Source organism: Psychrobacter sp. CX5 (genome assembly GCF_057621535.2).
The window spans coordinates 336,728-361,195 of record NZ_CM177735.1 but is presented as its reverse complement, the minus strand read 5'-3'; the positions used below and the strand labels follow the sequence as shown (position 1 = coordinate 361,195).

The 24,468-nt window shown below is 40.4% G+C and carries 19 protein-coding genes; 6 read left to right on the top strand and 13 right to left on the bottom strand.

The window, feature by feature from the left end:
- Window positions 1-108 precede the first annotated feature (108 nt).
- Window positions 109-1,041, top strand: coding sequence for an electron transfer flavoprotein subunit alpha/FixB family protein (locus tag AC21OG_RS01340; protein ID WP_487377498.1), 933 nt, complete (start codon window positions 109-111; stop codon window positions 1,039-1,041).
- Between the two features lie 153 nt (window positions 1,042-1,194).
- Window positions 1,195-1,800: a GNAT family N-acetyltransferase gene (locus AC21OG_RS01335; protein ID WP_487377497.1), complete on the top strand. Its 606-nt coding sequence runs from the start codon at window positions 1,195-1,197 to the stop codon at window positions 1,798-1,800.
- A 109-nt stretch (window positions 1,801-1,909) separates the two neighbouring features.
- On the opposite strand, the gene AC21OG_RS01330 is transcribed toward AC21OG_RS01335, so the two are convergent.
- The 3 genes from AC21OG_RS01330 to trxB all read right to left on the bottom strand — a co-directional run bounded on the left by AC21OG_RS01330 (window position 1,910) and on the right by trxB (window position 4,823).
- On the bottom strand, window positions 1,910-2,731 hold the full coding sequence (locus tag AC21OG_RS01330) for an arginyltransferase (RefSeq protein WP_487377496.1): 822 nt from the start codon (window positions 2,729-2,731) through the stop codon (window positions 1,910-1,912).
- A complete protein-coding gene (gene aat / locus AC21OG_RS01325; protein WP_487377495.1) occupies window positions 2,732-3,565 on the bottom strand; it encodes a leucyl/phenylalanyl-tRNA--protein transferase in 834 nt (277 codons plus the stop codon).
- Window positions 3,566-3,800: 235 nt separating this feature from the next.
- Window positions 3,801-4,823 carry a thioredoxin-disulfide reductase gene (trxB, locus tag AC21OG_RS01320; RefSeq protein WP_487377494.1) on the bottom strand — a complete coding sequence of 341 codons (1,023 nt, stop codon included), beginning with the start codon at window positions 4,821-4,823 and terminating at the stop codon, window positions 3,801-3,803.
- A gap of 418 nt (window positions 4,824-5,241) precedes the next feature.
- Here trxB and AC21OG_RS01315 point away from each other — a divergent pair, with 418 nt between their 5' ends.
- From AC21OG_RS01315 to AC21OG_RS01305, 3 genes are all read left to right on the top strand, one after another.
- Complete coding sequence (locus AC21OG_RS01315; protein ID WP_487377493.1) at window positions 5,242-8,685, top strand: DNA translocase FtsK; 3,444 nt, start codon at window positions 5,242-5,244, stop codon at window positions 8,683-8,685.
- 187 nt (window positions 8,686-8,872) lie between these two features.
- Entirely contained in the window at window positions 8,873-9,586 is a 714-nt protein-coding gene (locus AC21OG_RS01310) for a pirin family protein (protein ID WP_486547280.1), read from the top strand.
- A gap of 293 nt (window positions 9,587-9,879) precedes the next feature.
- Window positions 9,880-11,367 carry an amidase gene (locus tag AC21OG_RS01305; protein ID WP_487377492.1) on the top strand — a complete coding sequence of 496 codons (1,488 nt, stop codon included), beginning with the start codon at window positions 9,880-9,882 and terminating at the stop codon, window positions 11,365-11,367.
- A 537-nt stretch (window positions 11,368-11,904) separates the two neighbouring features.
- On the opposite strand, the gene AC21OG_RS01300 is transcribed toward AC21OG_RS01305, so the two are convergent.
- The 8 genes from AC21OG_RS01300 to AC21OG_RS01265 form a co-directional block, all read right to left on the bottom strand.
- Entirely contained in the window at window positions 11,905-12,453 is a 549-nt protein-coding gene (locus tag AC21OG_RS01300) for an RNA 2'-phosphotransferase (RefSeq protein ID WP_487377490.1), read from the bottom strand.
- Between the two features lie 41 nt (window positions 12,454-12,494).
- A complete protein-coding gene (locus AC21OG_RS01295; RefSeq protein ID WP_487377488.1) occupies window positions 12,495-12,935 on the bottom strand; it encodes a DUF6559 family protein in 441 nt (146 codons plus the stop codon).
- A 275-nt stretch (window positions 12,936-13,210) separates the two neighbouring features.
- Window positions 13,211-14,365, bottom strand: coding sequence for an RNA 3'-terminal phosphate cyclase (gene rtcA, locus AC21OG_RS01290; protein WP_487377487.1), 1,155 nt, complete (start codon window positions 14,363-14,365; stop codon window positions 13,211-13,213).
- Between the two features lie 21 nt (window positions 14,366-14,386).
- Entirely contained in the window at window positions 14,387-15,709 is a 1,323-nt protein-coding gene (locus tag AC21OG_RS01285) for an AAA family ATPase (RefSeq protein WP_487377486.1), read from the bottom strand.
- Window positions 15,710-15,930: 221 nt separating this feature from the next.
- The gene (locus tag AC21OG_RS01280) at window positions 15,931-16,347 is read right to left on the bottom strand and encodes a hypothetical protein (protein WP_487377485.1); all 417 of its coding nucleotides are present in this window, start codon (window positions 16,345-16,347) and stop codon (window positions 15,931-15,933) included.
- A 167-nt stretch (window positions 16,348-16,514) separates the two neighbouring features.
- A complete protein-coding gene (locus AC21OG_RS01275) occupies window positions 16,515-16,958 on the bottom strand; it encodes a hypothetical protein (protein WP_487377484.1) in 444 nt (147 codons plus the stop codon).
- Between the two features lie 367 nt (window positions 16,959-17,325).
- Complete coding sequence (locus AC21OG_RS01270; protein WP_487377483.1) at window positions 17,326-17,913, bottom strand: hypothetical protein; 588 nt, start codon at window positions 17,911-17,913, stop codon at window positions 17,326-17,328.
- Window positions 17,914-17,947: 34 nt separating this feature from the next.
- Window positions 17,948-19,183 (bottom strand): RtcB family protein, encoded by a 1,236-nt coding sequence (locus AC21OG_RS01265; protein ID WP_487377481.1) that lies wholly within the window; start codon window positions 19,181-19,183, stop codon window positions 17,948-17,950.
- Between the two features lie 626 nt (window positions 19,184-19,809).
- On the opposite strand from AC21OG_RS01265, the gene rtcR reads away from it, so the two are divergent.
- Window positions 19,810-21,510 carry an RNA repair transcriptional activator RtcR gene (gene rtcR / locus AC21OG_RS01260; RefSeq protein ID WP_487377480.1) on the top strand — a complete coding sequence of 567 codons (1,701 nt, stop codon included), beginning with the start codon at window positions 19,810-19,812 and terminating at the stop codon, window positions 21,508-21,510.
- A gap of 318 nt (window positions 21,511-21,828) precedes the next feature.
- On the opposite strand, the gene AC21OG_RS01255 is transcribed toward rtcR, so the two are convergent.
- Together AC21OG_RS01255 and AC21OG_RS01250 are read right to left on the bottom strand one after the other, a co-directional pair.
- Complete coding sequence (locus tag AC21OG_RS01255; RefSeq protein WP_487377479.1) at window positions 21,829-22,206, bottom strand: VOC family protein; 378 nt, start codon at window positions 22,204-22,206, stop codon at window positions 21,829-21,831.
- A 1,214-nt stretch (window positions 22,207-23,420) separates the two neighbouring features.
- Entirely contained in the window at window positions 23,421-24,077 is a 657-nt protein-coding gene (locus AC21OG_RS01250) for a hypothetical protein (protein ID WP_487377477.1), read from the bottom strand.
- Window positions 24,078-24,468 lie beyond the last annotated feature (391 nt).

The following is a 24,468-nucleotide window of genomic DNA, read 5'->3' as shown; positions in this document are numbered from 1 at the left end:
ATGGACTTCTTATAAATCTGAAAAAATATGATTAGTATTATGCGTGACAAGCTTGTAACCGTTACCAAATCATAATCTCATATAATTATTAGAAAGGATAATACTCTCATGGCAATTTTAGTATATGCAGAACATGACAATGCCGAATTAAAAAAGGCAACTTTAAGCACCGTTACCGCTGCATCAGAGATGGGTGGCGACATCCATGTGCTAGTCGCAGGTTCAGGTTGTCAGCCAGTGGCTGAACAAGCATCTAAAGTCGCTGGTGTTAGCAAAGTAATATGTGTGGATAGCCCAGCCTATGAATATCAACTTGCAGAAAATGTTGCTTTATTAGTAAAAGATTTAGCGGGCGACTATAGCCATATCGTTGCACCAGCGACCACTAACGGCAAAAACTTTATGCCTCGCGTAGCAGCACTGCTAGACGTTAGTATGCTAACCGACATCATGAAAGTTGAAGATGCACATACGTTCCAGCGTCCTATCTATGCTGGTAACGCTATCGCTACTGTTAAAACCTCAGAAGACAAAGTGTTAGTAACGGTTCGTACTACGGCATTTGACCCTGCTGCTGCTGAAGGGGGTTCTGCATCAATCGAAGAGCTTGATAATTCTCAAGATGCTGGCAAATCAAGCTTCGTTAGCGAAGAGCTTGCTAAATCAGACCGTCCAGAGTTAACGTCAGCTGAGATCGTTGTATCTGGTGGTCGTGCATTAGCGAATGGTGAAAACTTCACTAAATATATTGAGCCACTTGCTGATAAGATTGGGGCTGCTATTGGTGCATCTCGTGCAGCCGTTGACGCAGGTTATGTGCCAAACGATATGCAGGTAGGTCAAACAGGTAAAATCGTTGCACCAAACTTATATATTGCAGCCGGTATCTCAGGTGCTATCCAGCATTTAGCGGGTATGAAAGACTCTAAAGTTATTGTTGCAATCAACAATGATCCAGAAGCGCCAATTGCCTCTGTTGCTGATTATTTCTTAGAAGCTGATTTATTTGAAGCATTACCTGAATTAACCAGCAAGCTTTAAAGGTCAAATTAAGTTAGGTTAAATGGACAATTCGTCCGGATAGCTAAAAATTAAAAGCCTTCAATCTATTGATTGAAGGCTTTTTTTATAAAGCCCTTCCTATATAATAATGCTCGATCTTATAAAATAGGATATTGGATTGGAAACTAGGCGATGAATACCGATAAACCTTCTAGTAATAAAACAGCTATCAGTAAACCCACTATTAAGAAAACACCACTACTATGTAAGGTTACTAATGATAGCAGGGATAATACGCTAGTATCGAAAATTGCCGATATTGAACGTTTAATCCAGCCGCTAGACTATTGGGATGAGCAGAGTATTAACGACCTATTAAGTCAAGAAATAAACGAGTGCTGGGTGACATTAGATATTGACTCACCGTCATCTGATGATGGGAGTGATAAAGGTAATGAAGGTAATCTTGACGGTGAGGATCAAGTGATGGCCTATTGTATTTGGAGCCAGGTATTTGAGGTTGCTGAAATCTTACGAATAGGCACACATCCTAAGTTTCAGCGTCGAGGTCTTGCTGAAGGACTTATCAGACATAAAATCAAACAGATGCCAGATACAGGAGTTGAAAAAATATTGTTAGAGGTGCGTGAAGACAATATAGCCGCCATTACGCTGTATCAGAAAATTGGTTTTTCTATTATCCATAAGCGAAAAGGATATTACTCTTCATCAATAAACAACACCAATGAGCGATGTGATGCTTTAATTATGGAGTTTCGAGAGTCATCTGAGATTTAGCACTTAAAAAATACCTTTTCCATTAAATTGCTTATCTTGTTCAGGCTTGAATAAGCCTTCCTCGATAGGTTAATTTTTAGATAAGGTAGATAGAATCCTTAAAGACAAATTAAAACTTGATTTGCAGTTGTTTGGTATCTAATAAGGCCATTAGTTCGTTTAGATCTGGCATCTCTTCAAAGCGATGCCATTGACGATTAAAAAACAAATCCATTGGTAAATAGTCAGTTTTATAGCTCATCTTTTTGACACTAGGTATCCAATAACCAAGATACACGTAAGGGAGTGCAAAACTTTTGGCAGTCTCAATTTGCTTTAAGATGCAAAATACACCTAAACTACGCGAGTTAAACCTAGGATCAGGGTCAAAAAAAGTATAGATACTAGATAGGCCATCCAAGATTTTGTCGGTAACCGCTACAGCAATGAGCTGGCCTGAAGGCTCTCTAAACTCCATAAATACCGTATCAGCAGGGGACTGCATTAAAAACTGCTCAAAGGTTTGTAGGCTAGGTGGATACATATCGCCATCTTTATGACGCGCTGAAATATACCTTTGATATAAGCCATAATGTTCATGAGAGGATTCAGACGCTGGTATGAGGGTTAAACTTACATCCTTATTGCGGTTTAATATTTTGCGATAACGACGAGATGGACTAAAGTCATCCACCACCACACGGCAAGAAATACACTGTAGACAGTGTGAACAGCTTGGCTTATAAAATGCAGAGCCACTGCGCCGGAACCCTTGATGACTAAGCGCAGTGTATAAGTCAGATCCGATGACTTTATCCTCTGGCAATACCATAAATGTCAGCTGAGAGAGCCGATTTGGCATATAACTGCACAGTTCAACAGGGGATAGTCTGAGTGAACTTTGAACATCAAAGTTGGACAGACTCACTTCATTATCTAACGTATGTTGCATCTACTTCGCTCTAATAGATAGGGGCTTATGATCAGTAATCAAAGCGTTTACAGTGTAATGTTGATTGGAGAAGTCATGCCAATCAACGCTCTTTTGAGCGATAAGCTGATTTAAAATATTTAAAAAGGCGTCTCGGGGCATGATGCCAGCACCTAAGCTTTTAAGGTGATCGTTTGGAAGCTGACAGTCTATCAGTTGGACATTCGTATAGTGGCAAAAGTTATTTAAGGCCCAAAAAGCGACTTTTGAGGCATTACTGACATGATGGAACATGGATTCACCAAAATAGATTTGACCAATTTTTAGGCCATATAGACCTCCGATTAAGCGCTGCCCATCCCAAATTTCAATACTGTGAGCAAAGCCTAAGTCATGAAGCTGAGTATAAGCATCGATCATTTCATCATGAATCCAAGTATCTTCTGCATAACTACGTGGTAGGCTACAGGCTTGGATGACCGATTCAAACGCGCTATTAATAGACCATTGCCAGTTGCTTGATTTAACCAAACGCTTAAGCGATTTGCTTGGTGTAAAGGTCGTCGGGTCTAAGACACAACGAGGCTCAGGGCACCACCATGCAATGGGCTCATCTTCATTAAACCAAGGAAATAAACCTTGAGTGTAAGCGGACAAAAGCGTCTGCGGGGCAAGATCACCACCCATAGCCACCAGTCCTAATCCATCAGGGTCTACCTCAATCGGGTTTGGGAAGATAAAGCGACTGTTAAATAACGTATTGCTAGGTGTGATAGCCGAGTCTTCGTGTGGTAGATCACAGCTCTGAGAGCTATCAGGCTGCGTTTGGCTTTGGCAAAGATTCGTAGTCGGCACAAAAGCATCCATTATGATTAAAGGTAAGTTATGCTTAGTATATTTGAGTCTGTCTGTGTCTACTATAACAAGACCTAGTTATTATACCAAGTGCCTGACAAGGGCATATTGCTTAGCTAACTTAAGCTAAATAATTAAAAAAGGTGCTATTAAAAATTAAATAGCACCTTTGAAGAACGGGGTAAAATTAAAGCTGATCATAACCTATAATGGCCAAATCGAATAATGGCAAAAATTAAGCATTGGCATCTTGAGTCAAGGTTGAGTCATAGGTATGCTCTGTTGCCTGAGCGACGCCGATAGAGTCTAAATACTTTTCAGCATCTAAAGCGGCCATACAACCCGTACCTGCTGAGGTAATCGCCTGACGATAGACATTATCCGCCACATCACCTGCAGCAAACACGCCCTCAATACTGGTTTGAGTCGCATTGCCTTGGATGCCGCTGTTAACGATAATATAGCCATCTTTCATATCCAATTGGTCTTTAAACATATCGGTATTTGGTTTATGACCAATAGCGACAAACATACCGTGTACATCTATCTGTTTGGTGCTATCATCTTTGGTGGACTTGATCACAATACCATTGACGCCCATATCGTCGCCCAAGACTTCTTGGACTTGGTGGTTCCATTCGATGGTAATATTGCCGTTTTTGGCTTTTTCAAATAGCTTGTCTTGCAGGATTTTCTCAGCACGGAGGCTATCACGGCGATGTACCAATACCACTTCATTAGCAATATTTGACAGATACAAGGCTTCTTCCACCGCGGTGTTACCGCCACCGATAACGGCTACCTTTTGATCTTTATAGAAAAATCCATCACAAGTGGCACATGCTGAAACGCCTAGACCCTTGAACTTCTCTTCAGACTCAAGTTGTAGGTATTGAGCTGAAGCACCAGTGGCGATAATCAAGGCGTCACAGGTATAAGTACCGGCATTACCTTCAAGCTTAAATGGACGCTTCGATAAATCTACCGAGTTAATATGATCATTGACGATGTCTGTACCAAAACGCTCTGCATGTGCCTTCATGCGTATCATTAAATCTGGTCCGGTCAAACCATGCGCATCGCCTGGCCAGTTATCGACCTCAGTGGTGGTGGTTAATTGCCCACCAACTTGCATACCTGAGATGATAACGGGCTTTAAGTTTGCACGAGCGGCATAGACCGCTGCAGAATAGCCTGCAGGACCTGATCCTAGGATAATGAGTTTTTCGTGACGGGGTGATTTAGTGTCTTGTGGCATAAAGGTTCCTTAAAAAGGGTTAAACATAGTATTAAAGACTAAAATCTAGTATTTTATTTATTATGTTCTATAGAATGGGGTCAATGGTGCTTAATAGCAAATGAGTTTAAGTGATGATATTTATTAATATGATAAATAAGCCAACTGAAGCTCGAAAGTACATCGCAATTTGCTATTATAGAGGGTTATACAATCAAGGTTAAGTGTGTTTCTTTTAATAGGGTCTTTTCTATAGACCTTTGTCTATCATCGTAACAAATGATAAGACATAATATCGCAAAATAGCAGATTTAACGATTTTTACCTTTAATGATTTTTACCTTTAATAATTTGTACTCTAGATTGATAGTAGCAAGCTGAACATATTGGCTTTGTTTTAAAATTATTATTTATAAGTTTTAAATGTTAGGAATAATTAATGACAACGGCACACCTTCTTCACACCCTTAAAAGAATAACTTTCACGTTAATTGCCGTCGTATTTAGTGCATATGTGTTTGTTATTCTACTGACCTATACCCCTAATGACCCGAGCTGGTCACGCATTAGTAGTGATATGGGGCAAGTGAGTAATATGGGCGGAGCAACAGGGGCTTGGCTGTCTGACTTATTGTATACCTTTTTAGGGTGGTCAGCATGGTGGTTAATAGCGATTGTGGCCTATGAGGGTTTGTGTATCTGGTGGCAACGCCAGCTAGCTATCGGACCTTTAAGAGTTATCGGTTATGTCTTCTTACTTTTAGCCAGTAGTGGATTGGTTGCGGTCATTCCGCTGTTATTGGGCTATTCTGAAGTCGATAGTGCTCGTTTTGGCGGTATTTTAGGTTCTGAGGTTGCCATACGCTTGAGTTCATTACTCACCGTATATGGTGCAGGCTTATTCTTACTGGTGTTTGCTCTATTAACCGCAACATTTGCCTTTGATATTCATTGGCGACAAGTGTTTAAAGCCGTATTTAGCTTGTCATGGCTAGGTAACGGATTGCGAGGTCAATCTAAGCAAGATATGTTGCATGACAGCATGATGGATTCAAATGAAACAAATGACCTTCAAACAAATGACCTTGATCAGAATAGTGATGCCTTCGATGATAATGTGTCTATAGCTCACCGCTCCTCTGTCGCCGATGAGTCTGGTATAAGTCCCTCCAATAGCACTCAACAATCGCCAATATATGATCAACTAAAACTACAATTGCCAGATCCCTCTGATGAGGCAGCATTACAGGTGAATGAGTTTGAGGACGATGAGTCTGGACTGGGATTATCTGAGCAAGCCTTATCAGAGCAGGCCTTGTCAGAACAAGCAATCTCAGAACAAACAATCTCAGAACAAACAGTATCAGGACAAACACTATCTAATCAACGAACAGAATATAATAGTGCTCAAGAGAACTCAGGGTCATATGTGACTTCTAAAGGACAACAGCAGTTTGGTAACCCTGCTTTGAGTAATGTATTAGACGAATTCTTAGTAAACTCGGGATTGACAGAGAGTATTCTATCGCTGCGTGAACAAGAGGCTGAAGAAGCCCGTCTGCAAAAAGAACAGCAGTCTGCTTCGACGTCAAACATCTCAACATCAGACTCACCTATTAAAAAGCAAGAGCCGAGCTTTGCGTGGAATGATCAAAACGCTATTGATCAATTGCTTGATGAACAAGCATTGCCAGTGTCAGTTGCTAATAATAGCAGTCATGATCAGGTAGAGGAGAAGGCTGAGAGCAATCTACCAGACCAGACAAGTAGCGAAACGACGACGCATAACCCAACAGAGGAAGAGTCAAACAGTGTCTCAGTTACAGAAGAAAATGAGTCTGATAACTCTAATAATAACTATGATAACTACCATTATAGTAAAGATTCAACACTTCAGCCTGCCGATGAAAAGGATCCAGTAGCCAACGTGACACTAGACAGCCAATCAGATCATGCTGGTACTACTGTTGACGACACAACGTATATCAATCCTGTTAAAGATGCGTATCAGTTACGCAGCAATAAAGCCGAGGCAATGAGTGAAAAAGTAGGTAATGACTCAAATGTCGACAATCTAATTGAAGAAGAATTAACATCAGAGACTGTCACCAGCGCTGAGCCCTTTATTGATTTAACGCCGACCAATACACCACCTTCAAATCCCAAAAAGCCGCATGCTGTTGAAGTCGACAGTAAGTCCTCACAGCCTGTGACGCCAACCATTCGATTTGCAACGCCTGAGGGCGATGCAAGCAACCATATTGAAGACATGGTACCAGATGATGACAGTGATAATGACGATAATGATAAGGCAGACGTAATAGAGCCACTACCTGAGATCCATGATGACGCTGCCTTTGCGTCAGCGAGTCGTGCGATGCAAACGGCCAAGCATCGTGAAAGCTTAAGTCCCATACCTGAGCTGAGCATTTTAGATAAGCCTGACCCAGATCGTAAGCCTAGCTATACTCAACAAGAGCTTACTCAATTATCAGAGCTGTTAGAGATTAAGCTACAAGAGTTCAATGTTAAGGCTGAGGTTGTAAATGCAATCCCTGGTCCGGTCGTCACTCGCTTTGAAGTAGAATTAGCCGCAGGGGTGAAAGCCAGCAAGGTGACGGGTATTTCTCGCGATTTGGCACGCTCACTATCAATGGCATCTCTGCGTGTGGTGGAGGTGATACCGGGTAAGCCCTATATTGGTATTGAAGTGCCGAACAAGAAACGTGCCATGGTGCGATTGATTGAGCTGCTTGAAACGGACAAATACAAAGATCCGAAAGCTCAAATTAGCATGGCAATGGGCAAAGACATTGGGGGTAAGCCTATTATTACAGACCTTGCCCGAGCGCCACATATGCTGGTGGCAGGTACGACAGGATCGGGTAAATCAGTATTGGTCAACTCGATGCTACTGTCGATGTTATTAAAGTACAAGCCCTCTGAGCTACGATTAATTTTGATTGATCCCAAACAGCTTGAGCTTGCCAACTACAATGACATTCCGCATTTGCTCACTCCAGTTGTGACAGATATGAATGAAGCAGCAAGTGCCTTATCGTGGTGTGTGGCAGAGATGGAGCGCCGTTATCAGTTAATGAGCCTACTCAAGGTACGTAAACTAGGCGAATTTAATAAAAAAGTCATCGCTGCTGAAAAGGCGGGCAGACCAATGATAGATCCATTATGGCGCCCAAATGATAGCGTTAGTATTGATAAAGCGCCGAAGCTTAAGACCTTACCTATGATCGTCATTGTGGCAGACGAATTTGCGGATATGATTATGCAAGTCGGCAAGCAAGCTGAAGAGCTTATTACCCGATTGGCTCAGAAATCACGGGCGGCAGGTATTCACTTGATGTTGGCGACTCAACGTCCTTCAGTCGACGTCATTACCGGTCTTATTAAAGCCAACATCCCCGTACGAGCGGCATTACGTGTCAATTCAAAAGTAGATTCGCGTACTATTTTGGATGCTGGCGGGGCAGAGGATATGCTGGGTAATGGTGATATGCTGTTCTTAGGCCCCGGTCAGATTGAACCTGATCGAGTGCATGGCGCTTACGTGAGTGATGAAGAGGTCAACCGAGTGTGTGATGCTTGGCGTGAGCGCGGCGCCCCCGATTATATCGACAATATGGCAAGTAACTTCGAGCTGACAAGTCCGAGTGGTAGCAGTGGTGGCAATACATCAGGTGAAGATGATGCATTATATGATGAAGCCGTTGCGTTTGTTATGGAGACCCGTAAAGTATCGGCCTCCAGTATTCAACGTAAGTTTAGCATCGGCTATAACCGAGCAGCACGTATTGTAGATTCGATGGAAGAAGCGGGTCTCGTGAGCTCCATGGGCAAAAGTGGTAAGCGAGAGTTATTAATGTAATAGGGTGCGTTTTAATTTTACATTAGTGCCATAATTGCCTTTATTAATAAGGGTTTAACAATCAATTTAAATCTAAATGAATTATTTACACATTTAAACTAAAGTTAACGATTGCACCTATTAGTTAAGTATTTTTGCATGATATAATAGCCCCGTTAAATCGAAATAATAAAAATGAGGATACCCTATGAAAACTATCGTACATAAAGCAGATACTCGTGGTGATGCTAACCATGGTTGGCTAAAAAGCAAACATACTTTTAGCTTTGCAAACTATTACAACCCAGAGCGTATGGGCTTTGGTGCTTTACGTGTGATTAATGATGACCACGTTGAAGGCGGCAAAGGTTTCGGTACGCACCCACACCGTGATATGGAAATTATCTCTATCCCAACCTCTGGTAAATTGGCTCACAAAGACACCATAGGTACTAATGGTATTATCGAAAGCGGTGAGATCCAAGTGATGTCAGCGGGTACAGGTATTGCACACAGCGAGATGAATGGTCAAGCTGGCGAGCCGGTGAAGTTTTTCCAGATTTGGGTTATGCCAAATAAACAAGGCGTTGAGCCTCGTTATCAGCAGCTTAAAATCGCTGATATGTTGCAGCCAAACGAATTTGGTCAAATTTTATCACCAAACCCAGATGACGCAGGCGTCTGGATTCATCAAGATGCTTGGTTCTCTATGGGCAACCTTGACAAGGGTGTGACTGCAAAATACGATCTGAAAAATGACAAAAAAGATGGTGTTTATGCGTTCATCATTGAGGGTAAAGTTAAAATCGGTGATGAAGTTTTGGATACTCGTGACGGTATGGGTATTGTCGATACCTCAGGCTTTGATGTTGAAGCGCTAGAGGACTCTCGCGTATTGCTAATGGAAGTACCTATGCAATAAGTACCTATGCAATAAGTCCGTTTGCAATAAGTACCTATGCAATAAGTCCGTTTGCAATAAGTTGCTATTATGTAGTAAGTACCTATGTAATAAGTAATATAAGCCTTAGTTTTTAAATAGCACTGTAATCGTTATCAAATTAAGCACTTTTTGATAAAAAGCCAAACTTTAGAGTTTGGCTTTTTTATTGCACAACGTTTTATTGCACTAAGTTATTTATATCCTTTAACTCATTATGACTTTAATATATGCTATTAAAGTTCTTGACTACAATTAATAGAGCAGGGAACGCCATGTTTAAAGAATACCCACAGTATGATGCTATAGGATTAGCAAACTTAATCAAATCTGGTGAGATTAGTGCCAAAGAAGCTCTTGAAGCCGCTATCCACCTCGCTAATAAACTGAACCCTAAGCTTAACGCCATTATTCACCGATTTGATGAACGCGCTTTTAAGTCTGCCCAAGAGGGTTTGCCCCAAGGGATATTTACAGGTGTTCCTTATTTACTTAAAGACTTAAACTTCTTATTTGCCGATGAACCGATAAAGCTGGGCAGTCGTAGCGTCCATATTGTGCCACAAAACGACAATGAGATAGTCAGACGAATGCGGAAATCAGGGGTCAACACCTTTGGTAAAACCAACACTCCAGAGTTTGGTCTTATGATTACCACAGAACCAAAGTCCTTTGGTCCCACGCATAACCCCTTTAAAAAAGGATACAGCAGCGGCGGCTCATCAGGGGGAAGTGCAGCGGCCGTAAGCTCTGGCATCGTCCCCATAGCAGGCTCAGGAGATGGCGGTGGCTCAATACGTATCCCTGCAGCATGGTGCGGGGTGTTTGGATTTAAACCCAGCCGCGGCCGCAATCCTAGTGGGCCTTTATTTGGCGAAAGGTGGGAGGGGGCAGTGACTGATCATGTCATCACCCGTAGCGTACGTGATAGTGCCGCTATGCTAGATGCAACAGCAGGGGCAGAGATTGGCTCAGCATTTATTATCGAACCGCCTCAAGGTAGTTTCCTTCAAGCTGCTCAGACCCCGCCCAGACCTCTCAAAATTGCCATCATGACAGACCCATTATTCCCCGGTGCCAAGACCGAAAAGCAAGTACTGAGTGTCTTAAAAAGTACCGGTGAACAGCTTGAAAGCATGGGTCATCAGGTATCTTATGACAGTCCGATGATAGATATAGATACCATGTGGCGAGATTTTTTCACCGTTGTCTGTGCACATACCGCTTATATCGTAGAGGATTTAGGCCAGCGTCGGGGTAAGCATCAAGTCGCCAATCTCGAGCCACAGACCCGCAATATGGCCATGATAGGGCGGTCATTAAATGTCTTAGACTTGCTTAAGGCAAAGCAGGGCTGGCATGACGTTCAGTATCAGACAGGATTATTACTTGAGCGATATGACATGATTTTATGTCCGACCGTGCCCACCCCTGCAGTCAAGCATGGCATCTTGTATCCGAGCCGTATAGACGAGCTAATGATGAATGTCACTGGGCTGGTGGAAAAAGGCGTTAATCTTGGTAAATGGATTCACAACTCAAGCTTAATTGAGAAGCTCAGTGCCTCCGTCCTTAGCAAAATGTCTTTTACAATGCTAGGCAATATCACAGGACTGCCCGCTATGTCCGTCCCTCTGGGAATGAGTTCAAAAGGCTTACCGATTGGCATGCAATTTATCGGACGCATGAATGATGAAGTGACCTTGTTTTCATTGGCAGGCGAGCTTGAGCGGGCAGGTTTATTTACCGAGCCTGCGTTTTAAGCTTTTAGTAGTGGAATGTGGTTGTTAGAGGATGATTGTGAGAGGAGGATTGTGAGAGGAGGATTGTGAGAAGAGGATTGTTATCGTTAGAGCGTTGAAGTGTGATTGTCGTCGGTTGATTGAAATGTCTGTAAACGGAGCTAATCCCGCTTGTCGCTACTATCTGCCAGTCTCGGCAATGCGTTTGCTACGGTTGAGTCGTGTCGCTTGCTTCACGTCGCCACGACTCAACCAAGCAACGCAATATGCCAATCCTAGCAGTATATCCGCTGTAATCGGGGCTAAAAAGCCATGTTAGGGCAGGGTGCATAGTGTTTAAATAGATTTGCTTAAGTTTAAGGCTTTTGAAGTTTATCCCTAGCCCTGAGAAGATTAACTGAATAGAAAAAAGAAGATCATATTCTTTTTTAGATTAAAGGTGGGTTTTAATATCGTAAGCTCTAATATGTCTTTAAGTTAGCGTTATATTTGCAAAACGCTTAGATTCCCTATAAAAAGTAACGTACTTTTAAAAAATACGTGTAACTCCGGTCATTGCTATTCAATTACAGTGATATAGGTTGATGGGACGGTCAATGTCAGCCAAACATTATTTTCAGCTTGATAAAACTTATATCCATCTACCTGCATTTTTTGACTGTCAATATTTAATACTACAGGTTTTCCATAACGCATCCCTGTCAGCCTTGCGGTATTGATATCTTCGGTTAAATGTACATACTGTCGCTCTTTAGGGATAAGTCCTTGAGTGTTAATACTCTCAATAAAGCGCTTAGCTGTACCATGTAGTAAATGAGGAGGAGGCACGGCTTTAGTCAGCTTTAAGTCGACTGTTTTTAGTGAGTGACCCTGCACAGCTCGAATATATTGCCGATCCTCAGACAGCGAAAATCGTCCTTTGGCATCTTCTTTAACAATGACAAAAATGTCTTCTAAGTTTAGGGTCTGACCTGATTTATTGGCCAGTTTAATCAAATCACTTAGCTTCGCCCAACCTTGAGCGTCGAGTGTTAATCCAATGGAGTCTGGCTTATGACGTAATATATAGCTTAAAAATTTGCTCTGATTAACGTTGTCTATATTCATAGTTTTTGGCTTCTTATTAGGGGTAGCGAGTGTTCCGCATGTTATTTGCGAGCGTTCCTTGCATTATTGACTAGAGATTGAATTAAACCATCTTCTTTGCTATTTATATCTATCTCACCTTCAACATCGAAGTTATCAAACGGTATACTGGTATTATAAGAATCAGATAGGGCATCTATCATCTTTGGGGTAAATTCTGTATTACCATTGAAATAGCTATCTGCAATATCCGCTTTTACGGCATCATAATCCCATGGCTCTGACCCTTGAAGCTCATAATTAACTAGGTCGGTTCTATCACAATATAACACCATCGCATAGTATGTATAAAGACCCATTAATCCTGCTCGTTCTAAACTATTTTTTACTTGAGCGGGCGTGTAATATTCTGATTTGCCATAGTCCTTAGACAAAATCTTAGGTAGCTTGGTAATATACGTTTTTACTTCCTTGTTCTTTTTTAAATTCTCCAACAATCGCATAAGTATTCTATTCCTTGTTATATAGTCTGCAAACGACTAAGCGGTTAAGGTGTAAACCATTTTAGAGTTCTTCGACTATTCAAAGCAGTGACTGTTATCTTATTTTATCCATCATATCTTAATTGAGCATAAAGAAAAAATTAAATAGTTAAGCACAAGATTAATATTGAACATCACGCTGTCGCTTAAAATGAATATTTTAAAAGGTCGAATAGGTTGACAGAGCTTAAGTTTCTACCTAAAACGAATTAAAAGAGGATAACGTCACCCTGCAATCAACAAATAACCTTGACCAAATAGTTATCATCATCAATCCTTTCAAACTTAATGGCAACGGGAAGGAACTGTTCAATCATCCACGCTTGGGTTTTGCTGTGTTCGCTAATGGTACGGGCGCTAAACTGTCCGCCACCTGATAGCGCTAAGGGCAACAACAACTGATCGGTCAAAAACTCATCTACCAGTGCGTCTGTCTTCATCAAGTAGCGTTTTACCAGACCAGCGAATCGGTTAGCAACTTTCTCCGCAGGCAGGCGTTTTTCTCCAAGTAAAGTAAAGACTTCTTGATGGGTTTGCAGAGGATTTTGATGTTGCTTTTGATTTTGATGTTGCTTTCGTTGATCGCCACTCATTGAGTGATCAATCGCATGCGTCACAATGGCATAGCAACTATTGCCTTCACCGATGCCTTTTTGCTTATTTACCTGAGTGGTTAATAGAGCATCGTCTATCTCCAAATCTAACTTTAAAAGCCTATCTTTGGCATATTGAAGCTCACGTTGACAAATATCGCCTTCCAGATTCAAATGACTGGCAACCAGATGAATACCTAGCAATTCACCACGGGTGGTCAAGTTAAAAGGTGCCAAGTTTGCACGACTTAGAAAAGGCGTTATGGTCACCTTAATCTCACCACCACCGATTGGCGCATAGCCTGACTGTATCACCTCATACTTAACGTCCATGCCAAGCTTTGCCAAAACGGGCAAAAAGGCATGGATTAAAAAGTCAGCGGTGGGTGCCATCGGATTGTGCGTCCCGCCTTTAATAGACAGTGTCGATGGCGTCGTGCCACCTGCAAATAGCAGGGCAGGGAGTACGGTTTGCAGAACTAAGCTGGTGCTACCTGCCGATCCGATATCAAAGGTGTAATCGCCTGCCACCACGTTACTCGGTATAAACGTAAAGGCAGTGCTTTTCAGGTAAGCGCCAGTAACCCTAGCGTTCGATATCTGCTGTGAGGCTTGAAGGCACATCAAATGTTGTCGCATAAGTCCCGGCTTGGCACGACCCGCACGAATATTAGTGACCTCAATCGGTGTGCCCGTCAGCATTGACAAAGCTAAAGCGGTACGGATGATTTGACCGCCCCCTTCGCCCGTATTGCCATCGATCTTAAGGAACTCTATTTTGTTATGAGGTACTGCCATAATAGACCCTTTGCCTCTCAACTATCGAATAAACCCAATCTTCGCTGTCTTTTTCACAATTTCACGATAGGTCTTATCGTTTAAATTGACCAGTTCAGCGAGTGAAATAGGCGAATCAACAGTCATTGGTTCAGTTGGTTTTTCAGCTTGTTGTTCATTTGATTTTTCGATAACTTTTTCAATTGACGAGTCTGAAGATTGATCAGAATCTGACGAATCGGCTAACTCGCTGTCTTGTCCAGCCGTTTTGTTATCAGTCATTTCGTTATCAGGTGCTTCATTTTCGGCACCGTCTTGGTCTTTTTCAGCATACTTTGCCAAGTATGCATTGGCTTTATCCGTTTCGAGCTCAAGGAATTTATACTCAGCAATCAAGCGACCCTTACGAAGTAGGGCAGGATCAATCTCTGATAAATCTGAGTTAAACGTACAAATTAACTGACATTCGAGCACATCTGATAGCATACCATCGGCAATGTTTAAAATTGACGCGACCATATCGGTATTGCTATTTTCAGGCGTGCGTTCACCAATATAATTTTCACAGTCCTCAAGCACCAATACCGAGTTTTTATTATCAATTAACAAAGTAATAAAGCTTGGGTCAGCAAGCATATGAATCATGGTACTTGGCACGAAAATAAACTTTTTCTCAGTCACTTGACTGGTCAACCACTTGATATAATTTGACTTTCCTGACCCTGCAATGCCGTGAAGTAGCACAATACCCTTATTGGTGGTACTGAGCGACTTCACAATATGACGATGCACAGGCGGGAAATCATCGTTATACATTAACTCCAAATCAATCGGATACGGCGTAATCTTATGCGTCTTAAGCTCAAATCCGTCATTGGTCTTAATCAAAATAGAGACTTTGGGCTCATCGGGCTGATATTTTTCGACAAATGCCTTAAAGAACACATCCACATCTGCTTTTACGCCTTCACGACCCTTGTCAAAATACACACTTTCTAACTTTAGCAAGCCATTCTCAAACAATTCATTTTCATAATCGTTCGATAGATTGGTATTTAAAACCACAAAAATCTCAAAATCTGGGTGAAAGTAACAAAGCTCTTTTTCAAAAAATGAATGTGTCTTTTTAGAGAAATCTAAGTGGGTAAAGTCGGTACATTTCACCAAATCTTTGAGCTTATCCTTAGCAATCACCAAGTCAGCATTGGCGACATAGACGCCACCAAATAAATGGTCAAGCAAATCGCTATAAGGCTGATACTTAGTCGCCCAAATACGGTTGTCGACCACTATCCGATTATAATCTTGATGATCCGCCATTAAATATTGACGATCCACATAAAACTTTGATTCTAAAATCTTCATAACTCACCATAAATAAGCCTAAAACGTAGAACGTTTCGGCCAGTTATTACATTAATTAAACTGCGACATCATACCGTTTTACAGCGCTAAAGTCAGAATTAATCGATCAGACTTGATGCATTATATTGTTAAATAAATGCGGTTATTTAAAAACTCATTATTGGCCTACTCGCTTAATTACCAAACCACATTTTGCAATTTGACCTTAAGAAGCAATAGATCTAAAAATAGCCACCTTCAGCGTCTTGCCACATTTGATAGCCTTCAAGCTCATCATCAGTGACTGCTTCAAAGATATTTAACGGAATAGCATTCCAAGTCATAAAGCTATTAAAACTAATGGGTAAGTGCCCCATGCCCAGATCAATTTGATCATTTTGATCTTCGATCCCTGCTATATAAAGCGTTTTAATATCGAGATTGGATGGAATGCTAGAATATATATTGCTATATAACCTAATGTGTACGCCTATATCATCAGTCTCTAAGACTTTCAAAACGTTGTAGCCCCCTTTTTCGCGAGGGATAGCATAAAAGTAGCCTTTTTCAAGGGCTTCTATGGCGCGTATTGGTTGCTGAATTTGAGCCTGTTGTATGGTTTCTTTTGCTTGAAAAATTTGCATTAAAGATTCAAACATTTGATTTTCCTTAAGATTAACTTTGTTATTTATCGATGGGACTGTCTTAGTTGTTAAATTATTTAGTCTATTTTTAAATATGGTGGACATGACTGGGTGAGAAGCACAGCTTCGTAAAACCCGCATCAATGCAAACTTTTTAAGACTGTTAGCCTAACTCCCTTTTTTTATTTAACATAGTTAAAATACACGTTTTCAAATAACATGAATTCAGTTTTAACCACTTTATTCACATTGATAGTCATTGATTTTATAGGCGATAACTTTTCCTCACCATTCCAAACCGTATAACTATCAAACTGATAGCCTTTATTGACGATATTTTTTATCACTTGAAACAGAAACTTTGTATTTAAAATATCTCCGTCGTCTTTCTCTTCTTCAAGCCAGTCTTGTAAACCAACAAATTCGTAGTCAAAAGCATTACCGTCATATATTCTAAAACCACAACTGCAACAATTGACACCGTAAGTAGCAAGGCGATAAACATTGTCATATTTAAGGTGGACTTTATTTTCATCATCAACGGTTTGTTCAAAGTAAACATTGACTTGATTGAGTTTTGCCAAATCAATGGAATAGTCTGTACTTATCATGACTTCATAGCACATTTTAATCTCTCTATTTCTCTTTATATGTAGCTAAGATGGTGGACATGACTGGGTGAGAAGCACTGCTTCGTAAAACCCGCATTAATGCAATAACTGCCGTTTTTAGTCGAACTGCACAGAATGATATAGGCGACCGGCACGATGGAAGACTCTTTCACAAGCCAGCAAAGCGCTTATAACCATGCCATACAATCCAGTTATGCTAGTGCATAACTAACGCCTATTGCACCTTCATTTAAACATACTATCGATAATAACAAGTTTCGAGTAGCGGCAACTTTGCTATCGCTCTACCCTGTACTCTGTTAAGCGTATCCCATACAATTACTCAGAGTCATCCATATATCTACATCCATGCTCTTAATGATTACAAGTCACTAAATTTTCTACATTTGACACTAAACGCATAATCATCAGGTAGCCTTTGTGAGAAATAACTACATGTATGCTGGAAAGTTAAAATCAATTCTTTGTTAATCCATAACCTTCTATCTCCGATAAATAAACTTATATCATCTGCCTTTAAGTATAGTTCTTTAGATAAAATTGAATTGTTACTTGAGTTATTAAACCATGGAGATGAACCGTCATAATTTTCTCTGCAACAAGTTATGCGATATTTTACTTTATTACCCTTGCTTCTCCATGATTCTGAATGGCATAAACCGTCTCTAAAATATTTTATATGTTCGAGGATATTAAGTTGTTCAGTTGACAATGCATTCAATTCTTTTTGCCTTTGAAGCAAGCTTCTAGTAACAATGAGCATTTCAATAATTGCTGATAAAAACAATGGGTTTTGATCATCATTAAAAATACCGCACTCAACTAATGCTTCACCTCTTGATATTAATGAAATAGTGTCAAAAATAAACGATTCTCCCGCTTTACTTATATCTTCTTCACCTAACCACTTATCTATACCATAGGGTATTTTATTAATTTGATTTTTCATAAATACTCTCTTAGATTAGCTTTTAAAAATGATCTCAACCCTTCACACACACCACTTGCCGCAACGTATGTACCACTTCAACCAAATCACTCTGAGCCTGCATCACATCTTCAATGTCTTTGTAAGCGGCTGGAATTTCATCAATCACGTCTTTATCTTTACGACATTCCACGTCCTCAGTTTGAGCAATTTGGTCTTCAACCGTAAAGGTTTTTTTCGCCTCGGTACGGGACATAATTCGACCAGCACCATGTGAGCAAGAACAAAACGATTCTTCATTACCCTTACCCCGTACGATAAAGGATTTGGCACCCATCGAACCGGGAATAATACCGTATTCGCCCATTTTGGCACGTACCGCCCCTTTTCTAGTGACGAATACTTCTTCGCCATAATGCTCTTCTTTTGCCACATAGTTGTGGTGACAGTTGACGGCTTTGACTTTGGCATCAAAGGGTTTGGCTATTGCTTCGCGAAGTGCTTTAATGGCTTTTTCCATCATGATTTCACGGTTTTTAAAGGCAAAACGTTGTGCCCAACCCACCGCAAACCAATAATCTTCAAAATGCTCGGTACCCTCAGCAAAATAAGCCAAGTCTTTATCGGGCAAATTGATAAACCATTTACGCATATCCTCACGTGCCAACTCAATAAAGTAACGTCCGATAGCGTTACCGACACCGCGCGAGCCAGAGTGCAGCATAATCCATACCTGATTGGTCTCATCTAGGCACACCTCAACAAAGTGATTGCCGGTACCCAGCGTTCCCAAGTGGTTTAGGTTGTTGGTGTTTTTGAGGCGAGGGTGCTTTTGACAAATATAATCAAAGTCTGCTTTCAACGCACCCCAACCGTTGAGCACCGATTTATCAGGGTTTGACCATGCCCCTACATCTCGGCGTGAGCCCCGACCACGGGTTTTGCTACGACCGTGTGGAATGGCCTTTTCAAGCTCAACCCGTAGACCACGCAAGTTATCGGGCAAATCCTCAGCCATAAGGGTGGTTTGTACTGCCATCATCCCACAACCGATATCGACACCAACCGCCGCAGGGATGATGGCTTCTTTGGTCGGTAGTACTGTACCGATAGTTGCGCCAATACCGACATGCACATCAGGCATCACCGCAAGCCATTTATAGATAAAAGGCATTTGCGAGGCTTTGATCAGTTGCTCATGTGCTTTTGGATCGACAGGAACCCCTTTGGTCCAAAGCCGAATAGGCGCACCACCGTCTTGAATGACGTTATGGTTTGATGGTTGTGTCATTGTTTGAGTGGATTTTTGAGTGGCTGTTTGTATTGTTGGCTCCTTCGTAACTATAGCTATGTTTAAACACTTATTTTTAAAATTTGTTTTTACTGACAAGTCTAATATTGCGAAGGGCGTGCCAAGTTTTTATTAAGGTTAAATAAATTTATATAAGTTATTGAAATTATTAATAAAAATATTTATTTTGGAATTTCAGGTATTTGATGATTAAATGTTGGAGTGATATTAATTATAGTTCTAATTCTATTTTTATAGAAATATTTATATAATCACTTTTAATTATCGGTTATCTTAATTTCTAAGAATAACTAATATTAATAATTTTAAGACGTTCTCGACTATACAAATAGGACTTACGCAAAAATAGATAAGTGGTGACTAATAATGATTGATTTACGCAAGCTATAAGTTAGTTCCATAGGCTCAATAGACAGGCTTCAGTCATTAGTATAGTGAAACGAACATTAGGGTATGCACAATACGTAGCGTGTGGTGTAGCGAAGCGAAACCCACGGATTAAGCTTTGTCTATTATAATCAGAGCATTACTCTAATGGCTTAAATTGCGTCTATTGCTTAAGTCCTCACAACCCAAGACAAGTAATTAAACTCAAAGGTTAATAAATGACTAAAACGGCCGTTATCGGCTTTCTCGGCACGACTTTAGACAACGGTTTTAATGACAAGCGTTGGCAACGTTGGCGTCCCACTGTCAGTATCTGCTTACATGATGATTTGCTCGTTGATGAATTGCATATTCTGTATAGCCGTCAAGACAAACGCTTGCTAGACATCATTACAGAGGACGTAATGAGGGTCTCATCAAGCACTCAAGTCATCGCGCATCCCATGACATTACAGAATCCGTGGGACTTTGCTGACGTTTATGCCCAGCTCTATGATTTTGTAGCAGACTTTGCGTTTAACGATGATACCGATTATTTAGTACACCTCACCACGGGTACGCACGTCGCCCAAATATGCTGGTTTTTGTTGGTGGAAGCAGGGTTTATACCTGCCGATTTACTGCAAAGCTCTCCCTGTCCCAAGCCTGATAAAAATAACCCACAAGGGCGCTATCAAATCATCGATTTGGATGTGTCCCGCTACGATGGATTGCGTGAACGCTTTGAAGCCGAAAAAGCGCAACATTGGCAGACCCTGCAAGCCAATCTCATTACCCAAAATAAAGCCTACCAACAGCTGATTGAAGAGATTGAAAAAGTAGCGACTCGCTCAACCGCACCGATTTTATTGATGGGCGCCACAGGGGCAGGCAAGTCGCAACTAGCTAGCCAGATTTATGCGCTCAAAAAGACCAAGGCCAACACCCAGTCAAGCACCAAGTCAAACACTAAAACCACCCAGCAAACCGCTCAGCATACTCTAGGCAAATTCGTCGAGGTAAACTGTGCGACCTTGCGAGGTGATACCGCCATGAGTGTGCTGTTCGGTCATGTCAAAGGGGCGTTTACTGGGGCGCAAACCAACCGTGACGGGCTATTAAAATCCGCTGATGGTGGGGTATTATTTCTCGATGAAATCGGTGAGTTGGGGCTAGATGAACAAGCCATGCTACTGACAGCGTTAGAAGAACAGCGCTTCTATCCTGTGGGCAGTGATAGCCCAGTATCTGTCTCGTTTCAGCTAATGGCAGGCACGAATAAAGACCTGCGACAGGCAGTGGTAGATGGAGAATTTCGTGCTGATTTATTTGCCCGTCTTAATACGTGGACCTTCTTTTTACCCTCGCTTAAAGATCGATTAGAGGATTTACCCGCCAACATCGATTATGAGCTGGCACGATTGGGGAGTGAGGATCAACATCAATATCGGTTTGAGAAGAAGGCTCGCAAATTGTATGAAGATTTTGCCACCAGTGAGCAAGCGACATGGCAGGGCAACTTTCGTGATCTATCCGCGAGTATGATACGGCTCACCACGTTAGCGGATAGCAAGGTCATCAGGACTGAGGATGTACAGGCTGAGATTGAGCGGTTGAGTCACTTGTGGTCGTTACCAGAGGGTAGGGAGGCTACCAAAAATAGCCTAAGTAAAGGGGAATCTATAGATTCATTACAACTTGAAGCCTCAAGCGAGGTTCTGTTAAACGAGTTGTTAGGTTTAGACAGTATTGAGGAGATTGATCCCTTTGATAAAGTACAGCTAGCTTATGTGATTTCAGTATGTCGTCAACACAAAAATCAGGCCTCGGCAGGGCGTTATTTATTCGCCAACTCCCGAGATAAACTCAAAAATCCGAATGACAGTGACAGATTACGCAAGTATTTGATGAAGTTTGGGTTGAGGTTTGAAGACCTTTAAGGTTCATATTTACGGGCTATTATTCCAAAGCAATAATGCGGGTATCGGTTGGTTTATGGAGCATCTCTCGCTTTACGCTACTATCTTGGTTTGCCCAAGGCGAGTCGCTACACGTTACCCTGTTCCTGCTTCGCGATAACAGGTTAACGCTAGCGTCTCTGCCCAGTGCTTTACCAAGTATATCCGCTACAATCGAGGCTAGCGGTGACATCGTTATCTTACCCCTATCACTCGTGATTTGAATTTTATTAATTTAAAATGTTGGGTGTCGTCAACTTCAACCAGTCTACGGGTTATATACCTTAGCAATTCAAGCAATCATCCAAAATTTATTACGGCTAATATCACACCGAACCCATCTGGGTCAGTCAGTTCTATACCTTTATCATTCCAATAAGGGTTTTTCGAGGTTACAGGGTATATGTTCGCTTCTTTCGCTCTATTTAAAATATCGCTAACTTGTTGTTCACTATCTACATAGAGCACAATTAAATCGTCTTTATCAGGCTGATGCTTGGCAGTATCAGCAGACTGGGTAAACTCCAAGTGCCAATCTTGTTCAGGAAATCCTAAAAAGACGCCTGCATAACCATCATGCTCACTAAAACCTCCAAGCTTTTGAAGTCCAATAATATCGTGATAAAAGTTAACCAGAGCGGTTAGGTTATTAGTGTGCCTTGCGTAACGAAATTTCATAGCTTTGTATGCTCATTCACTTGTCAGGTCTTATTGAGAAATAATTAAAGTACCAGTTTTACTAAAATATTCTAAAAGAAGATTTATTTTTACTAATTCAAATATTTTATACGTATTGCCATATAATTTTTAGTAATGTATAGCACATAGGTACGATTGAATATAGAACATCTCAATGATTTAAATATAAACTTCTTGGGTTAAGGTTCATATTAAAGGGCTACTATCCCAAAGCATAATATTGGTATAGGAAATAGCGGTAGAATGTATCTCACGCACCAATATCATAGAAAGCATACAATATATTTTAATATGGGGTTAACTATAGACTATTGATATCATTGTTTGCTTTTAGTTCAGTAGAAAGTCTAAGTTCAGAAATTGAACGTTTGGTACTTATGGTATTAACTATAAAGAGTTGGGGGATAATTTATGAGTGACATAGTACATTGACAAGATAGAACGAAAACCATTAAACAGCTAATCAAAGAGTTACAAAGCTTTGAAGACCAAGATTTGATTGTTATGGTAACTAATGATGAAGGTAAAACATTTAATTCAATAAAGCTTGTTAGTAAAGGTTTCAAAGCTCAAGAGCAAACTGATGATGAAAAAGTTTATTGTGCCTTGCATATTTAACTCAATAACTTAAAGCATTAGCGTTCAATATCCTATTCTAATCCTTGTCAACTTGTATCTCACATCGTATTTCAGATTGTGTCGTTAGATTTTGCCAAACTCTTATTAAGCTGTTCAATCTATTTTTGAAAGTTTTCATCCAAGTGTTTGTGATGATTTAGTTGCTGGTATAGATGTATGTTTTGAGTTTTTTTATCTCTAGTTGGTGTTTTATCTGAAAGTTTTACTGTACAAAATCATTATTTACCTGTGTTCTTTGAAAGTTTTCATAAGCCTGTTCAGTACATTTTATATTTGGTGAGTTTCCAAATAGCCGTAACATCTCCGTAGTATCAAACTTCTTGTCTGAACTTTTTAAAAGCTCGCCCTAATTTATCTTCTTATGGTTTGTGGTTCATGATTCGCTCCATCTTTTTGTTGCTTCTGATTATGATATGTTAAGATTTTTGTCCACATGTAGAATTACGTTCACACTATAATATAACAGTAAAATTTGCAGTATATATCGTTATTAAAACGAACACAGCGATGCAAACCCAGGGATCCCTGGGTTTGCATCGCTCTGCTTGAAAGAATTAGGAATTTTTTACTCTTTTTTCAATCTCACTGTCCAGTATTTGTCTCTGCTTAAGACTTAATTGAACCATTGTCATTCGGAAGTTAGCGCCATCGTCAGTTAGTGATTTAAAATCTTTTGCTGATATGGCTTTAAAACCACTTTTAAAATCTTTTAATTTTTTAGAATACTTTTCATCTTCTTTACCACCGTATTCACTTTTAATTAAGTCCCCTGTCACAACTCCAGAAGCAACGAACCCAACACCACTTTGGTAGAGGTATACCTTATCACCCTCTTGTAAGTTACAGATATACTCTTTCCAACCTGTACAAAATGCAGCAGCTTCCTGGTTCTCTATCATTTTAAGGTGAGCAGATTTATCACGATTATAGTTAGTATTAAGCATAAAGCTCTTTTGGTTGAGGAAGTCAGATGTATCTCTAGTTTCCTCTAATTTAGGATCTTTAGCTCTCTCTTCTAAAAGAGCGTTCGTCTCACTAATTCCAGCTTTAATAAACTCTAATAGTAAGTAGCTTTTAGACTTGTCCAAGGTTAAGGTTAACTCCTCTAACTGGTTATTTAAATGATTAGGAAGTCTAATTGATAAGGGAGTTGTACTACTCTCGTCTGTTTGATCAAAAATTGCTTTTTCTAGCGTAGTTCTAATACTCATGGCATTTCCTCGACTAAATACATTTATTGTTGAATTTGTAATTTACATGTATTTATTTATGTAGTCAAGTATAAATACTACAAAATGTAGTTATTTACAAAAATTTCGCCTTTTTCCTGATATATTTGAGATTAACAAAGTCACAATAGATAAATTTGAAGGTATTGCTGAGAAATATGGAGTCACTAAATATTATTTTTTACTATCATGCAATGGTTTAAGTTGGTTATTAGACTGGACTCCACTCCACTATATTAAAGTACAGTGCTGATCATCAGTATGCTTTGCTAATGGATACTTTGAATCACAAAAGCAGTTACGAGAAGATATGTATAAATTGGGTATAAATTTAGAATTAATAGATAGAGTATATTTAAATAAATTTAGCTCA

Coding starts and splice junctions, on each gene's coding strand:
- AC21OG_RS01340 (WP_487377498.1), top strand. CDS start 109: ATGGCAATTTTAGTATATGCAGAACATGACAATGCCGAATTAAAAAAG.
- AC21OG_RS01335 (WP_487377497.1), top strand. CDS start 1,195: ATGAATACCGATAAACCTTCTAGTAATAAAACAGCTATCAGTAAACCC.
- AC21OG_RS01330 (WP_487377496.1), bottom strand. CDS start 2,731: ATGCAACATACGTTAGATAATGAAGTGAGTCTGTCCAACTTTGATGTT.
- trxB (WP_487377494.1), bottom strand. CDS start 4,823: ATGCCACAAGACACTAAATCACCCCGTCACGAAAAACTCATTATCCTA.
- AC21OG_RS01315 (WP_487377493.1), top strand. CDS start 5,242: ATGACAACGGCACACCTTCTTCACACCCTTAAAAGAATAACTTTCACG.
- AC21OG_RS01310 (WP_486547280.1), top strand. CDS start 8,873: ATGAAAACTATCGTACATAAAGCAGATACTCGTGGTGATGCTAACCAT.
- AC21OG_RS01305 (WP_487377492.1), top strand. CDS start 9,880: ATGTTTAAAGAATACCCACAGTATGATGCTATAGGATTAGCAAACTTA.
- AC21OG_RS01300 (WP_487377490.1), bottom strand. CDS start 12,453: ATGAATATAGACAACGTTAATCAGAGCAAATTTTTAAGCTATATATTA.
- AC21OG_RS01295 (WP_487377488.1), bottom strand. CDS start 12,935: ATGCGATTGTTGGAGAATTTAAAAAAGAACAAGGAAGTAAAAACGTAT.
- rtcA (WP_487377487.1), bottom strand. CDS start 14,365: ATGGCAGTACCTCATAACAAAATAGAGTTCCTTAAGATCGATGGCAAT.
- AC21OG_RS01285 (WP_487377486.1), bottom strand. CDS start 15,709: ATGAAGATTTTAGAATCAAAGTTTTATGTGGATCGTCAATATTTAATG.
- AC21OG_RS01280 (WP_487377485.1), bottom strand. CDS start 16,347: ATGTTTGAATCTTTAATGCAAATTTTTCAAGCAAAAGAAACCATACAA.
- AC21OG_RS01275 (WP_487377484.1), bottom strand. CDS start 16,958: ATGTGCTATGAAGTCATGATAAGTACAGACTATTCCATTGATTTGGCA.
- AC21OG_RS01270 (WP_487377483.1), bottom strand. CDS start 17,913: ATGAAAAATCAAATTAATAAAATACCCTATGGTATAGATAAGTGGTTA.
- AC21OG_RS01265 (WP_487377481.1), bottom strand. CDS start 19,183: ATGACACAACCATCAAACCATAACGTCATTCAAGACGGTGGTGCGCCT.
- rtcR (WP_487377480.1), top strand. CDS start 19,810: ATGACTAAAACGGCCGTTATCGGCTTTCTCGGCACGACTTTAGACAAC.
- AC21OG_RS01255 (WP_487377479.1), bottom strand. CDS start 22,206: ATGAAATTTCGTTACGCAAGGCACACTAATAACCTAACCGCTCTGGTT.
- AC21OG_RS01250 (WP_487377477.1), bottom strand. CDS start 24,077: ATGAGTATTAGAACTACGCTAGAAAAAGCAATTTTTGATCAAACAGAC.